We start from the raw sequence: 12,754 nt of genomic DNA on the forward strand, positions 1-12,754 counted from the left end.
GTCCATTATTCTTTGGACTGCATTCATTATTGGGATGTATTTCTTACGTTAGCATGATGATTGTGCTGTGAGAGCGGCTTTTACCATGAAAAAAACTCAAGAGGGTGACCCGCTGTTTTTTGTGGGTTTATCATGGAAAAATGCTGTGTAAGTGGCGAAATAGGGTATTTATTAAGGAATAATAATTAGAGAGTAACCGCCTCAAACTTTACATTCCATGTCACTCAAGCTGTACAGCCAAGAATAGTTATTCGATTGTCACGCTGCGTTGTCCCTGATATCAGGGGAATTCTTATTTTTTCTCAAAAAATAGGCTCAAATACTAATGATAATTACTATCAATCCCCCATTTGTTTGATATGATCGGCAGCTGATTTCGTCCTTAAATTGATATGCATATTGGGTGGAGGCACAGCGTGAAAACAGCTGGCAAAGAGATTAAAGATAAATCATTCGTGCAAGGCCGAGTGATGAAAGGCGCGATGGCATTATTGCTGGTGGCAGGTTTAGCCGGCCATGCATTCGCCGCGCCTGGCAACAGTGGCGCAGTTGCTGCATCTGTTGCGACACCAACAACTGCAACATCAACACCGTTACCAACGCCGGAAATTACTCCGGTAGCAGCCACACCGGCCAATACAGAAGCCGCCACACCTGCGCCGATGGTTCAGCCGTTGATGGCTCCAGCACCGCAAGGTCTGGCGATGGACCTCTCTGTCTGGGGTATGTATCAGCATGCTGACGCGGTGGTTAAAGGTGTCATGATTGGTCTGGTATTGGCATCCATCGTGACCTGGACCATTTTGTTCTCCAAGGGTACTGAATTATTCCGCGCCCGTCGTCGCTTACAGCAAGAGCATGAAGTTATCGGTGCGGTAACGGATCTTGATACTGCATCTGAGCGGGCAGAGGCTTTCTCCACCGACAGTATCAGCGGCCTATTACTACGTGAAGCGCAAAACGAGCGCCTGCTATCGGCAGAATCAAACGACAATAACGGCATTAAAGAGCGTACCGCTTTCCGTTTAGAGCGCCGAGTGGCGGCGATCGGTCGCCAAATGGGGAAAGGCAACGGCTTCCTGGCAACAATTGGTGCAATCTCACCCTTTGTCGGGTTGTTCGGTACGGTTTGGGGCATCATGAACAGCTTCATCGGCATTGCTCACTCACAGACCACCAATTTGGCGGTTGTTGCGCCGGGCATCGCCGAAGCTTTGCTGGCGACAGCTCTGGGCTTGGTCGCTGCAATTCCAGCTGTGGTTATCTATAATATTTTCGCTCGTCTGATTGGCTCTTACCGTGCACAGGTTGGGGATGTTGCCGCGCAGGTTTTGTTACTGCTGAGCCGTGACCTTGATTTGAATAGCAGCGCTGAAGCAAAGTCACCTAAGCTGCCTCACCAATTGCGTGCGGGGTGATTTATGGCTATGCGGATGAACGATAACCTCGATGAAAGTGGTGAACTGCACGAAATTAACGTGACACCCTTTATTGATGTCATGCTGGTATTACTGATTATCTTTATGGTGGCTGCACCATTGGCCACTGTTGATATCAAAGTCGATTTACCGGCATCTTCAGCAGTACCGCAGCCACGGCCAGAAAAACCGGTATTTCTGACCGTTAAAGCGGATAACCAACTTTATGTCGGTGACCAGCAGGTTGACCGCGATACATTGGCGGCCGCACTGGATAAAGTGACCCAAGCTAATAAAGAAACCACTATTTTCTTCCAGGCAGATAAAGTGGTGGATTATGAAACCTTGATGAGTGTGATGGATGCACTGCGTAAGTCGGGTTATCTCAAAGTTGGCTTAGTCGGTATGGAAGCGGCGGGTGCCGCAAAATAGTCAATGGCAGGCGCGGTGGAGATTACCGCGCCTGATATCAGTTCTTCGGTATATTACGGCCCACTTCTGTATCAATCCTGGCTAATGCCTGGTTAATACTTAGCTTCAGTTCAGAGACATTTTTAGCTAAGTAAAAATTCTTTTCTCCGACGCACTTTTTCCAATCTATATCTTCTTTGGGTATATATCCAATAGCAATAAATACCATTTTAATATTATTATCTTTAATTCTCTCACACATTCCCATATTAATGAGCTTCTGAGTAATATAAAAGTAATTTTCATTTCTGGCTTTTTTTGAGGATTTGTCTTCATCATCATTACTATCATTACCATCAGAAAGGATAATCATTAATTTATCCCTGCTACTGTAGGCATTCTGAAATATATTATTTGCAGCCAAAATGCCTGAACTTACTAATGTCCCCCCTAAAGGGGCGGCGTTTAACACATCAGATATTTGTGACAGGCTTGTAATCTCATGGCCAAAAGTAATGGCACTAGACCCTTTCAAACATATGCTGCCATTAAGTAAATCCGAGAGTTTAATATTCATTAGCTGGTCGGGTTTATTAACGAGTCCTATTGATTTAATCGTTGCAGTGTAATCAATATTACTCTCAATAACTTCACGTATAATTTGGGATTCACTAATTTTACATGACGTATCAAGGTATTCAGATATCTTTTTTTCTACGTTTCCTTTTAATATTTCGTTAATTTCATTTTTAATTTTTTTGTGATCTTTATCTAGACATTCACCATATTTTATATTGTCAACACTATCAAGATTTTCTAACCCTGGAAATTGTTTTAATCTAGAAAGTGTGTATTTTTTTAAGTAATCAAAATTGGGAGTTGCTGCATTTGGAACGAATGGGAAGTGGCAATATTTTTCGACTTCCTCGTCATTAACAATATGGCTAGTAGATATCTTAGTTCCCCATGAGAACGGGACAAAACCAATGATATTAATATTGTCGTTTTTTTGTATTTTTTTATACAAATTATTAAATACTTTTCTTAAAGCCTCTATTTTTACTTGTTCATTGTTGGAATCATAGAATTTAAATTTCATAGAGCCTGAATAATCAGTGACAAATACCACATCGGTTGGTTCTGCAGCCTTAGCAATATACTTTATGGCCCGAGAATTATCATTGATGCTAACTTCAGAAGAGACTTTCTGAAATATTTTATTTAATATTTTGGTAGGGTAATGTATCGTCATGTCTACCTGGTACTTAATATGGTCTGAATGACTGGTTATATTTATTGCTGGTTTTGAAAATGTCTCATTGGGTAAATATGCTTTTGCATAAGCTATGACAAAATTTCTATTTTCTTCTTTTTTTATATTATCGCCATCAGGTGGTTCATCATTGTCAATGGTCAGTGCTAATGTTGCCTGTTCAATAGCATCCGAGAGCCGGGCCTTTTTTTGTATAAAATGAGAAATTTCAAAAGATAAAAAAAGTAATCCTATAATAACAGGCAGAAAGAAAATAAATGACAATAATATAGCGCCGTTTTCATTTTTTATAAAAATAAAAAATGTATTTAACTTTATATAGAGTGTATTTTTTTTTAGCATAAATAGCCTTTACTATTCTGTTGTTGTGTGTGAAATATTATCTAATAACCGTTCCACAGTGATAGAAGATGACTTTATGGCAATAGCTGGTCCATTTTGGTTTAATAGCGTGCTGTACCAAGATGCAGCGGGAAAGCATAATGTGACTTGATAAAGGGGGATCCATCTTCCTGCATTACTAAAGGATGATAAATGTGTTAACCCTCTCAGGGGAGAGTCTGGCTCACAGGAACCCACACTAAATGATAAGGTTTTGATATCATCACTTACCCTATTTTCAATATCAGGTAACTGGGGTTGCTTAAAATGTATTGTTTCTACTCTTAGTGCCAAATCATGACTGGGAATATTGGAGTTTAATAGCATGCTTTCAGCAAGATCTTTTAATTGATTAACTTGTTGCTGAGTTAATATATTATCACCATGATATAACTGTGATCTCTCTCTAATTATTCCTGCTAATGAATATGAAATACGATCTAATTTTCCTATGGTTGAGTAATGTTCGGCTATGGATATCATTGACTTTATAAAAAGTGCAATGATTAAAAAAACCAAGGAGAACTCAATTATCATTGCACCACAGGTATTTATAATGATATTCTTTGATTTATATTTCTTGTGCAAAAATAACCTCTCGTAATAATAGACTATTAGCCCAAATTGATGGAATAGGGAAAAAGACGGGACGATATAAATAGCTGACAGTATATTTTGCTAATGGTGATTTATTATCACCTGACATATTATTATTGATAATATCATCAATGCTTAGACTGAAAATAACACTTGTTTTTACTGAGTTATCATCGGTGATAAAAGTACCTAATACTCCCTGCTGTGATAACAATCTTTTTTTCAATATAGTATTATAACTGTCACTGTCATTTCTCTGTTTATTTTTAGCTGATTTTACAGCTTCGGAAATAGCTAAATCTAAACTGGCAGAGGTATAAAATAGGCGAGTAATCTCCGCACTAAACAACAGCATCACTATAAATAAAAAAAACACTATTATAAATTCTATAGTAATTGAGCCTTTTCTTGAGTGAATAAAAGAGTGAGTTATTTTACTCATTATTCTAGCTTGCCAGAAATTTTATCTTGATAAGGATTATTAACTTGGCTTAACGCTAATATCAGCTCATCTGCATCTTTAGTCATTTTTTCAGCAATGATTATTTTTTTTGCATATTCTTTATCATCTAATTTAATTAATGAAAATACTAAATTATGTAACATTAGGCTGTTTCTTTTACCTGCAAGGTAGTTTGGTAATAGTATTCTTACTGCATCCGTATAACGATTGTCGAGTATGGCGATAACAGCAAGATTATTCATCGCTGTCTCATCTGAAATAAATAGAGCTCTTGATTTCTCAATGGCACTTTCAGCTTTAGCTATTTCACCATTACTTGCTAATATAATGCCATCCATATTATGAGCCTCAGCATTATTGGGTGAGCTTGCCAATAGTTTATTTACAACAATGTGAGCTTCAGCATTATTATTTTCGTTGATAAGACTCTTGGCTTGCAATAAATGGATAGAGTCACTCTGCTTATGCGCTATTGGTTTGAGATAATATAGAGAAGATTTACTATCGCCGGACATATAATAAGCATTTGCTAATTTTAATCTGATATCATCATCTTCTGTTATTTTTAATTTATTACGGTATAAGGTAATTAACCCGCTATAATTATTTGCTTTAGTCAAAATACTTTCACGATAAGTAAATTCATTCTTACTCATATTATCGCTCCAAGAGCAACCATTTATTAGCAGTGTGAAAATTGAAACAATAATGGTCGTATTAAATTTCTTGTACATATGCGAGTATCTCCAATATACTAGGTGATATAACTAAAACGACAAATGGAATTAATATAAAGAGAAATAGTGGAAAGGTTAGCTTTGCTGATAACTTACTAATTTTCTCCTCTGTTACTAATAATTGTATTTCTCTTATGTCTTGAGATAAGTTGATCAACTGATCATAAACACTTGAGCCAAAACTAATACTGTATTGAAGAGCACTACAAAACATTCTTATTTCTACTGCTCTAGAAGACTGATGAAGCTCTTTAATTGCTAACTCTAGCCCGTTTATTTCAGCTCGCTTTATCATCTTAAGCATGATCAGACTTAAATCTGAATTTATCAATTTAAACTTTTTTGCTGCATAACTTAGTGAATTATCAATTGTCATACCAGATTGAACACAGGCTGCAGTAATATCAATAAAGAAAGGCAGTGATTTAAGTACAGACTCAGTTCTTCTGGTGATAATATCCTTCATAATAATTTTCGGAAGATATAGAGTAGCTAATAAAGTTATTAATCCAATAGTAAAGAAGGTATTAAGATTAATAGCTATTATATTTGTTAATGACAACATAGCTGTAATGATAGAACTAGCTAATAAAATAAGTAATTTAGAATAAATACTATTATTAAGAATTAATGGCATTTTTATAAGTTGGGAAATGTCTTTGTGTTGATTGTTTATTTCATTTTTATTTTCTCTCTTTTCTTGTGACTTATCGTTGTTATTTACTCTATTATATATGGATATTTTGTTTTCCCTTGATTTTATTCTGGAAAAAAAATAAATTCCTAAAATAGTTAACAAAATAAAAAATATTTTCATAGTGTCTTCCTTAGCATTTTTCTTATTATAAAAATCCCAATGGCTTCACTAATAATTATATAGTAAAAGATGATTCTTCCTGTTGAGTGATCCCAAATTGACTCTATACTACTAGAATCAATAAAATAGAGTAAAAAAGAGAATACAAACGGCATGGCAGATATAATATTTACTGACATCCGAGTTTGAGCCGTAAGTACAGATTTTTTCTGCTCAGTCGTTTTATTTTTTGATATTACCTGGGATAATCTGCTAGTTAATTCTCTTAATTGTCCACCTTGTTGGATATTAAGTAAAATAATCATGGTGAGAAAATAAAACTCAGGATAATTAAAACGTTGATAGGCATCATAAAAAACAGTTTCTGGTGACTCACCGAGATTCAACCTACGACAAATAAGAATAAGCTCATTGCCTAATGGCCCGCTAACTTCTTGTCCACAGCGTTCTAGTATGTGATTAATACTGGCCCCACTACTTGATGCCATATTTATCATTAAGAGAACCTCTGGAAAATCCTTTTTAAAAAGAGAGTAATGTCTCTTTCTTGATAGAGTTATTTGGAGATATATGATACTGCCAAATATAAAAATAAAAGTAATAGCAATATTTAATTTAAGAGTGAAAAAGTTGATTGTATAAATTAATATTGCATAGGCTATAGGGATAAACATATGAAGTTTATTTTTATCTTTAACTATATTGTGTAAGTACTGCATCCACTCTATATATATTTTTCTATATGATAAAATAAGGAAATATTTTTTTTCGGTTTTCTTGATGCTGGTTTTTTTTGTATTAATAATGGACTTTTTTATTTTAATCCATTTTAAATTAGTTAATAATAGCAATAAAATGCCAGAAAAAATTATTGTATAGTAAATCATTATTCCGCCACAGAAAATATGCTATTTAATTCATCTGATAAGTTATAGATACTCGCATTTATTCTAACGGAGGAGCGACTCAGTAATCCATGATTAATAAACTCACCTTGAATCTTACCCTGTTCGTCGCGCCCTGTATCTGGTTTAAATGAAAAAACATCCTGTAATATGATGTTATCACCTTCCATTCCCATGATTTCACTAATATGTCGAACTTTCCTGGTGCCATCACTCATTCGTGAAACTTGTATAATAATGTTGATCGCCGACGCTATATTTCGCCGAATAGTAAATAACGGCATATTAACTGGTCCCATCATGATCATACTTTCCAAACGGGCAATAGCATCCCGGGGGGAGTTTGCATGCAGGGTTGACATCGAGCCATTGTGACCCGTGTTCATTGCCTGAAGCATCTCAAAAGTTTCTTCACCTCGGCACTCGCCAATAATAATTCTATCCGGCCGCATTCTTAGTGAGTTTATGACTAAATCTCGCATACTGATTTGTCCGGTATTTTCCAGTCCTGCTAGTCGTGTTTCCATCCTCACTACGTGGGGCTGCTCCAGGTTTAACTCTGCTGCATCTTCTAAGGTAATCACTCTTTCATTTTTAGATATATATCTTGATAAGGCGTTAAGGAGTGTGGTCTTTCCTGAGCCAGTACCGCCAGAGATGACTATATTGACTCGACAACCGGCAGCAATGATCAGAAAATTAGCCATATCACTGCTCATTGCACCCATATCAACTAAGTCTTCTAATTTCCGCTTGTTATTGCTGAACTTGCGGATAGAAAGTGCTGTACCATCCAGAGCAATAGGGCTTATTGCTATATTGATCCGGCTACCATCAACTAAGCGAGCATCCGCCAAGGGGCGGCCTTCATCAATTCGACGATTGACTTTTTGCATTAAACGCTTGGCAATATCCGTCAGCTGAGTGTTATTAATAAAACGGCTATCAGTTAAGGATATCAATCCATAACGTTCAATAAATATTTTATCTGGGCCATTCACCATAATGTCACTGATAGAATCATCCTCCATCAGCTCCCTTAACGGCCCAAAGCCAGTAATTTCATCAGCAATCATTGCAATAATTTTTTTCTGATCCTGAGTGGTTATCTGGTATTCATTATCATTAAATAATTCATAAAATGTCTGAGTTAATAGGTTACTAAGTTTATTGTAGTCATCAACAAGATGCTCTACTTCATCTATATCAATATTAGCCAGCATTTTTTCACGGATCAACTCTTGAATAGTTAATGATACTTTCATGATTTATTTAATACCTTTTAGTGATAATATTATTTTATCTTTCCATTCTTGACTTCGTATTGAGGAATCAACTTTTATACCTAATGTATTTTTAGCCAAGGTGTTTATTTTTATTTTTCTTCTACCAAAGTAATTTTGGTCACTTAGTGAACTTTTTGTTTTATGTATATAAGGTATATGTATATCGATAGGGCGATCTAATAATAACTGTATGTCAGCAGTATCTAACATATTCTTTGTCACTGGCCTGCTTTCGTTTAGACACACTATTAATCGAATTACTTTCCTATTATCTCGTTTGAAACGGTCATATATGCCAATAAACTCTTTAGCTACACGAACTGATATCATACTATTATCAAGTAATATAATGATGCAATTTGATTGTTCAATATATTCTGTTATATTTTCTTTTGATGCATTATGAACAGATTGATCGAATACAATAAAGTTGTGCTTTTTATTTGTTCGAGCATCAAGCTCGCTGAATCTTTTCTCTTTACAGAACATGAGGTCAAAATTTTTCTGATACTCGGTTAGCTCTGCATTCATCTTTTTTTCGGTCATGAGGTCAAGATCCTGAGAACCCTGATTACCTTGTAACAATAGAGTTGGGGATTTTTTTATTTGATTAATCTCATTAGCTAAATGATAGCTAAGCAGTGTAGTACCAATACCTCCTTTACATCCAAGGACACTAATAAAAAAAGCTTTTCGTTCTAATTCTATCTGAATACCTTTAAGTAACAGTTGTGTTATCTCTGATGATTGTGATTGTATATTTAAATATAATATCCCTCGCTCTGTGAACTGTTGTGCAATACTAATTGAATCAATATCTCCAACTAATAAACACCAACAATCTCGCGGTGTATGACTCTTTATTAAACTTAGTATTTTCTCTATATTATCATTATTTCCGATATCAATAATCATACCGATAGTTTGTTCAGGTAAATTAACTGATAGTGTAATAAATATATCTTTATCGATCTCTTTAATACTATTAAAGTCAGCTAGCCGTATTTTTTCAGATACTTTTTCTATTAGCCATGCACGTTGAGATATAATTGCAATGGTGTTTTTTGTTTTACCGTTTTTCTTGTTTATTAAATCTTTGTTTAGGATTAATTGCATATGCCACCGTCTTTAATGGATTTTTTCCTATTATTGTTTACAGCACATCCCATTTCACTGTCTTTAAAGTGACGATAGTCATTAACACTATAATTACAGACTTTCTGTTTTATGTCACAAATGCTATTTTTGTGATTTAATAAAGTATTTGTTTTTGAATGTGAGTTATTTACTAGAATATATGATCGCTCATTATCACTCGGTTGGATTGTTAGCGCTGCATGAGTTGTACTTGAGAAAATTATTATGCTACCTATTATTAATAACTTCATTTAATAAATCCTCCTTTACGTAAAAATGCCCTGGCAACTTTCTGTCTTTTTATTTCCAGTATGTGTGTAAAGTTAAAAAATCGTTCAAGTGTTGAGGTATGCATAAAATCAGGCAATTCGACTTCTTTTTCAGCAACGGGATTGACCAAATTTACCGTGGCGATGACAACCAGTTCAGTTTGACTTTGCTCGGTTTGCGCATTACGAAAAAATGCGCCTAATAACGGGATATCACCCATTAATGGTATTTTTTTAAGTGATTCTCTTTCGTTCCTACTGATGAGGCCACCCAATATAAAACTTTCGCCATCCCCTAATTCTAGTGTTGTCGCAGCTTTACGTGTTCTTATGGAAGGATAAGAGTCTCCACCATTAACATTGAATGTCTTACCTATGCTGCTAACTTCTTCATTTAAAGTGATACGGATACGTTTTTTATCATTAACTTTGGCACCGATATTTAATTTTATCCCAAATTCTTTATAATTAACCCCTGTACTATTTTGCGTCGTATTGACAATGGGTATTTCGCCCCCCACGAGAAAAGATGCGTTTTCACCTGATAATACCGAGAGGTTAGGTTCGGCTAAAACGCGAGCAATAGCATCATCGTTAATAGCATGAACTAATGTACTAATTCCTTTTGCATTAAATTTAAATAATTGAAAAGAACCGACAGATTCACCGATAGTGCTCCAGTTTATCCCTATATTTTCAGTGAAATCTTTGGTGACTTCTGCAATTGTCAGTTTTACATTCACCTGATTAGACTGGGATAATTTAATTTTATTGATAATTCCTGCATAGTTACTACTATCAAAGGACTGGTTGTTGCTATTTATTTTTTTACTCCCCATAGCTTCACCAATAATGTTAGCAATGGTATCTTTAGCCTCTTCTGATTCTGCGGCTCCAGTCAGAATGTAACTGTTGCCTATTTTATTAATATCTATATCGCTGCCTGGATATTCAGCCTGTATTCTTTTATGTGCTACAGTAATAATATTATTAACCATTACAACGGATTTAGTGATTACCTTATGGTCATGATTGAACAAAGTAAACTCTGCCCTTCCTTCATTTTTAGCGTATACAATAACGCTATTTTTACCAATAAGTTCATAGTCAGCGATGGTTGCAGCAGAAACAAAAACTGTATTTATTTCATCTTGCGTATTAATAATGTATGACTCGCCAGCAGATAGATACACTGGTTTGGCATTTGCTCCTTGTGCTGTTATCAAGCAAGCTATAGTGGCGAACAAAAAATGCCAACTTATATAGACTAATCCTTTTTTTTTCATCCTCTCAGTTCTCTTGTTGTACGAAGTTTAGGGATAATTTCATATAAATTACTATGTTTGGTGTTATCTTCGATGTTATGGCTTGGTGTTAAAAATATATCACCTGATTTTTCGACTAGACGTATTCGGTTAAGATCTTTAGTTTTTATTATGACGGAAATATAACCTTTTGGCGTTTCATTAGTCTTTTGATTTTTGTTGTTTTTTTCTGATAATTCCTCCGCAGAGTACTTTTTTATTCTTACTACTTTCATATTGGATATAATTTCATTTAATGAATAGTTGCTGTTATTATTCATGTTTTTTGTATTAATGGTTATTTCGCTTCTCACGCCTTTATTTTTATCAGTTTCAAGAATTCTTAATTGTAATGAAATATTATCACCAATTTTTAATGTGTTTAACAAATATTCATCTTGCTGCCAGATACTGAATTTATAAATAATCTGATCTTTTTGTAGGCTCAAATGGATAAATTCATCATTATCAGGTGAAATTAACATATCTTTAGTAATATAAGATCCAATAACAATATTACTTTTCAGCAAATAACTATTAATGTTGGACACTTCGGATATGTCATGTTTCATTAGAACGCTTGATTCCGGGACTGCTATTTTTTTCATAGTATAATCAGCCTTGTCTAATAGAGTTCCTGCAGATAAATCACGCGCTGCTTGTACTAGTGAAATGATGACTTCTTTTTCTTTATTTTGTTTCATTAAGTTATTGGTTTCTTTTTCATTATCCCCAACACTTGTCAATATGCCAGTAATTCCTATTGCGATAATAAGAATTGAAAATAATAAAAGAAATTTACGATTCATAGTAATCACCTCTCGCTATGCTGAAATAGCTTACTTCACAACTAGTTAAATAGAGATAATAAAAAACCACTGGAAATAGCAACAGCATAAGGGACACCTCTCTGTTGAATATCTTTTTTATTAATTATCATACCTATAATCATGACGACGCCACCCATAATTGCAGTGTAAATAATGAAATTTAATGATTCTAAATAATTTAAAGAGAATAGTAGTGCAATTATTAATTTAACATCACCAGCACCAATAACGCTGAAATGAAAAATGATATAACCAACCAACAATGCACATAATGGAATGATAATATTAACTGTATTGTGTGTAGTAAAACCCAAGGCTATCGCGTTGAATGCAATAGTGATAACAAAATTATTACTAATAATCCGTTGGAGGATATCACTATAGCAGATAGCCAGAAGCTGCATCATTAACGATATGGTTAATAGTGTCTTAACAATATCCAATGTTATATCCTTATATATGAAAGGTAATATGGCAACATACAGTTGCCATATTATGAGATAGTACTAATTAGTTTTTTTTTCAGGTGCTGTGCCTGTTTTAATAGCAGTCTCTGCTTGTTTCACTGTATTTTCAACCAGCGTTGTTAAAGTTGGTCTTGCCATGCCAATAAAAACGCCTGCCAATGCAATGATCATCACATATTCAATAACAGAACCTCGTTGGTTTTTTAGAAACTCTTGAGATTTACGTTGAACAGTTGCACAGCCTTTGGTGATTGAGAACATCATGACTTATTTTCCTTGTTAGATGTGTTGGGAATTTCCCGTTATATTAAGTTCTGATTAGGTATGTCGCTACTACCCGAATAGATATGTTTTATATTCGCCTCGTTCGTAGTGGTAGCTATTTAACGGTTTTTTTTTACGAAATTCATTTTTATCATCATCATTTAATCTTTTAAAATCATGCTTGTTTCAATGAGA

General features: G+C 34.7%; 14 protein-coding genes. 2 read left to right on the forward strand and 12 right to left on the reverse strand.

Annotation, left to right across the window (positions count from 1 at the left end; all coding sequences use genetic code 11):
* Positions 1-416 precede the first annotated feature (416 nt).
* Together exbB and exbD are read left to right on the forward strand one after the other, a co-directional pair.
* Positions 417-1,418, forward strand: a complete 1,002-nt coding sequence (exbB, locus tag N0H69_RS06215; RefSeq protein ID WP_072077430.1) for a tol-pal system-associated acyl-CoA thioesterase — start codon at positions 417-419, stop codon at positions 1,416-1,418.
* Between the two features lie 3 nt (positions 1,419-1,421).
* Complete coding sequence (gene exbD / locus N0H69_RS06220) at positions 1,422-1,850, forward strand: TonB system transport protein ExbD (RefSeq protein WP_050108580.1); 429 nt, start codon at positions 1,422-1,424, stop codon at positions 1,848-1,850.
* A gap of 37 nt (positions 1,851-1,887) precedes the next feature.
* Here exbD and N0H69_RS06225 read toward each other — a convergent pair whose 3' ends face one another.
* From N0H69_RS06225 to N0H69_RS06280, 12 genes are all read right to left on the reverse strand, one after another.
* Positions 1,888-3,444, reverse strand: coding sequence for a pilus assembly protein (locus tag N0H69_RS06225; RefSeq protein ID WP_050150758.1), 1,557 nt, complete (start codon positions 3,442-3,444; stop codon positions 1,888-1,890).
* Between the two features lie 12 nt (positions 3,445-3,456).
* Entirely contained in the window at positions 3,457-4,020 is a 564-nt protein-coding gene (gene tadF, locus N0H69_RS06230; protein ID WP_050150760.1) for a tight adherence pilus pseudopilin TadF, read from the reverse strand.
* A 34-nt stretch (positions 4,021-4,054) separates the two neighbouring features.
* The gene (locus tag N0H69_RS06235) at positions 4,055-4,522 is read right to left on the reverse strand and encodes a TadE/TadG family type IV pilus assembly protein (protein ID WP_050150762.1); all 468 of its coding nucleotides are present in this window, start codon (positions 4,520-4,522) and stop codon (positions 4,055-4,057) included.
* The gene (locus N0H69_RS06240) at positions 4,522-5,277 is read right to left on the reverse strand and encodes a tetratricopeptide repeat protein (RefSeq protein ID WP_050150764.1); all 756 of its coding nucleotides are present in this window, start codon (positions 5,275-5,277) and stop codon (positions 4,522-4,524) included. Before N0H69_RS06240 ends, N0H69_RS06235 begins: the two co-directional genes overlap by 1 nt.
* On the reverse strand, positions 5,261-6,097 hold the full coding sequence (locus tag N0H69_RS06245; protein WP_050123376.1) for a type II secretion system F family protein: 837 nt from the start codon (positions 6,095-6,097) through the stop codon (positions 5,261-5,263). The genes N0H69_RS06240 and N0H69_RS06245 overlap by 17 nt, the downstream gene beginning before the upstream one ends.
* Positions 6,094-6,984: a type II secretion system F family protein gene (locus tag N0H69_RS06250; protein ID WP_050123378.1), complete on the reverse strand. Its 891-nt coding sequence runs from the start codon at positions 6,982-6,984 to the stop codon at positions 6,094-6,096. Before N0H69_RS06250 ends, N0H69_RS06245 begins: the two co-directional genes overlap by 4 nt.
* Entirely contained in the window at positions 6,984-8,267 is a 1,284-nt protein-coding gene (locus tag N0H69_RS06255; RefSeq protein WP_050108568.1) for a TadA family conjugal transfer-associated ATPase, read from the reverse strand. Before N0H69_RS06255 ends, N0H69_RS06250 begins: the two co-directional genes overlap by 1 nt.
* 3 nt (positions 8,268-8,270) lie before the next feature.
* Positions 8,271-9,404 carry a CpaE/TadZ family protein gene (locus tag N0H69_RS06260; protein ID WP_050150766.1) on the reverse strand — a complete coding sequence of 378 codons (1,134 nt, stop codon included), beginning with the start codon at positions 9,402-9,404 and terminating at the stop codon, positions 8,271-8,273.
* Between the two features lie 268 nt (positions 9,405-9,672).
* The gene (locus tag N0H69_RS06265) at positions 9,673-10,980 is read right to left on the reverse strand and encodes a type II and III secretion system protein family protein (protein WP_050150769.1); all 1,308 of its coding nucleotides are present in this window, start codon (positions 10,978-10,980) and stop codon (positions 9,673-9,675) included.
* Entirely contained in the window at positions 10,977-11,807 is an 831-nt protein-coding gene (locus N0H69_RS06270; protein WP_050108560.1) for an SAF domain-containing protein, read from the reverse strand. Before N0H69_RS06270 ends, N0H69_RS06265 begins: the two co-directional genes overlap by 4 nt.
* Positions 11,808-11,848: 41 nt before the next feature.
* Complete coding sequence (locus tag N0H69_RS06275) at positions 11,849-12,235, reverse strand: A24 family peptidase (protein WP_050150939.1); 387 nt, start codon at positions 12,233-12,235, stop codon at positions 11,849-11,851.
* A gap of 99 nt (positions 12,236-12,334) precedes the next feature.
* Entirely contained in the window at positions 12,335-12,559 is a 225-nt protein-coding gene (locus tag N0H69_RS06280) for a hypothetical protein (protein ID WP_050150770.1), read from the reverse strand.
* Positions 12,560-12,754: the final 195 nt, after the last annotated feature.

The organism is Yersinia alsatica (assembly GCF_025133195.1).
GTDB lineage: Bacteria > Pseudomonadota > Gammaproteobacteria > Enterobacterales > Enterobacteriaceae > Yersinia > Yersinia alsatica.

Bases quoted from the DNA above. Each gene is read 5' to 3' on its own strand.
- N0H69_RS06260 (WP_050150766.1), bottom strand. From the start codon at position 9,404: ATGCAATTAATCCTAAACAAAGATTTAATAAACAAGAAAAACGGTAAA.
- tadF (WP_050150760.1), bottom strand. From the start codon at position 4,020: ATGATAATTGAGTTCTCCTTGGTTTTTTTAATCATTGCACTTTTTATA.
- N0H69_RS06255 (WP_050108568.1), bottom strand. From the start codon at position 8,267: ATGAAAGTATCATTAACTATTCAAGAGTTGATCCGTGAAAAAATGCTG.
- N0H69_RS06225 (WP_050150758.1), bottom strand. From the start codon at position 3,444: ATGCTAAAAAAAAATACACTCTATATAAAGTTAAATACATTTTTTATT.
- N0H69_RS06250 (WP_050123378.1), bottom strand. From the start codon at position 6,984: ATGATTTACTATACAATAATTTTTTCTGGCATTTTATTGCTATTATTA.
- N0H69_RS06280 (WP_050150770.1), bottom strand. From the start codon at position 12,559: ATGATGTTCTCAATCACCAAAGGCTGTGCAACTGTTCAACGTAAATCT.
- exbD (WP_050108580.1), top strand. From the start codon at position 1,422: ATGGCTATGCGGATGAACGATAACCTCGATGAAAGTGGTGAACTGCAC.
- N0H69_RS06275 (WP_050150939.1), bottom strand. From the start codon at position 12,235: ATGATGCAGCTTCTGGCTATCTGCTATAGTGATATCCTCCAACGGATT.
- N0H69_RS06235 (WP_050150762.1), bottom strand. From the start codon at position 4,522: ATGAGTAAAATAACTCACTCTTTTATTCACTCAAGAAAAGGCTCAATT.
- N0H69_RS06245 (WP_050123376.1), bottom strand. From the start codon at position 6,097: ATGAAAATATTTTTTATTTTGTTAACTATTTTAGGAATTTATTTTTTT.
- N0H69_RS06265 (WP_050150769.1), bottom strand. From the start codon at position 10,980: ATGAAAAAAAAAGGATTAGTCTATATAAGTTGGCATTTTTTGTTCGCC.
- N0H69_RS06270 (WP_050108560.1), bottom strand. From the start codon at position 11,807: ATGAATCGTAAATTTCTTTTATTATTTTCAATTCTTATTATCGCAATA.
- N0H69_RS06240 (WP_050150764.1), bottom strand. From the start codon at position 5,277: ATGTACAAGAAATTTAATACGACCATTATTGTTTCAATTTTCACACTG.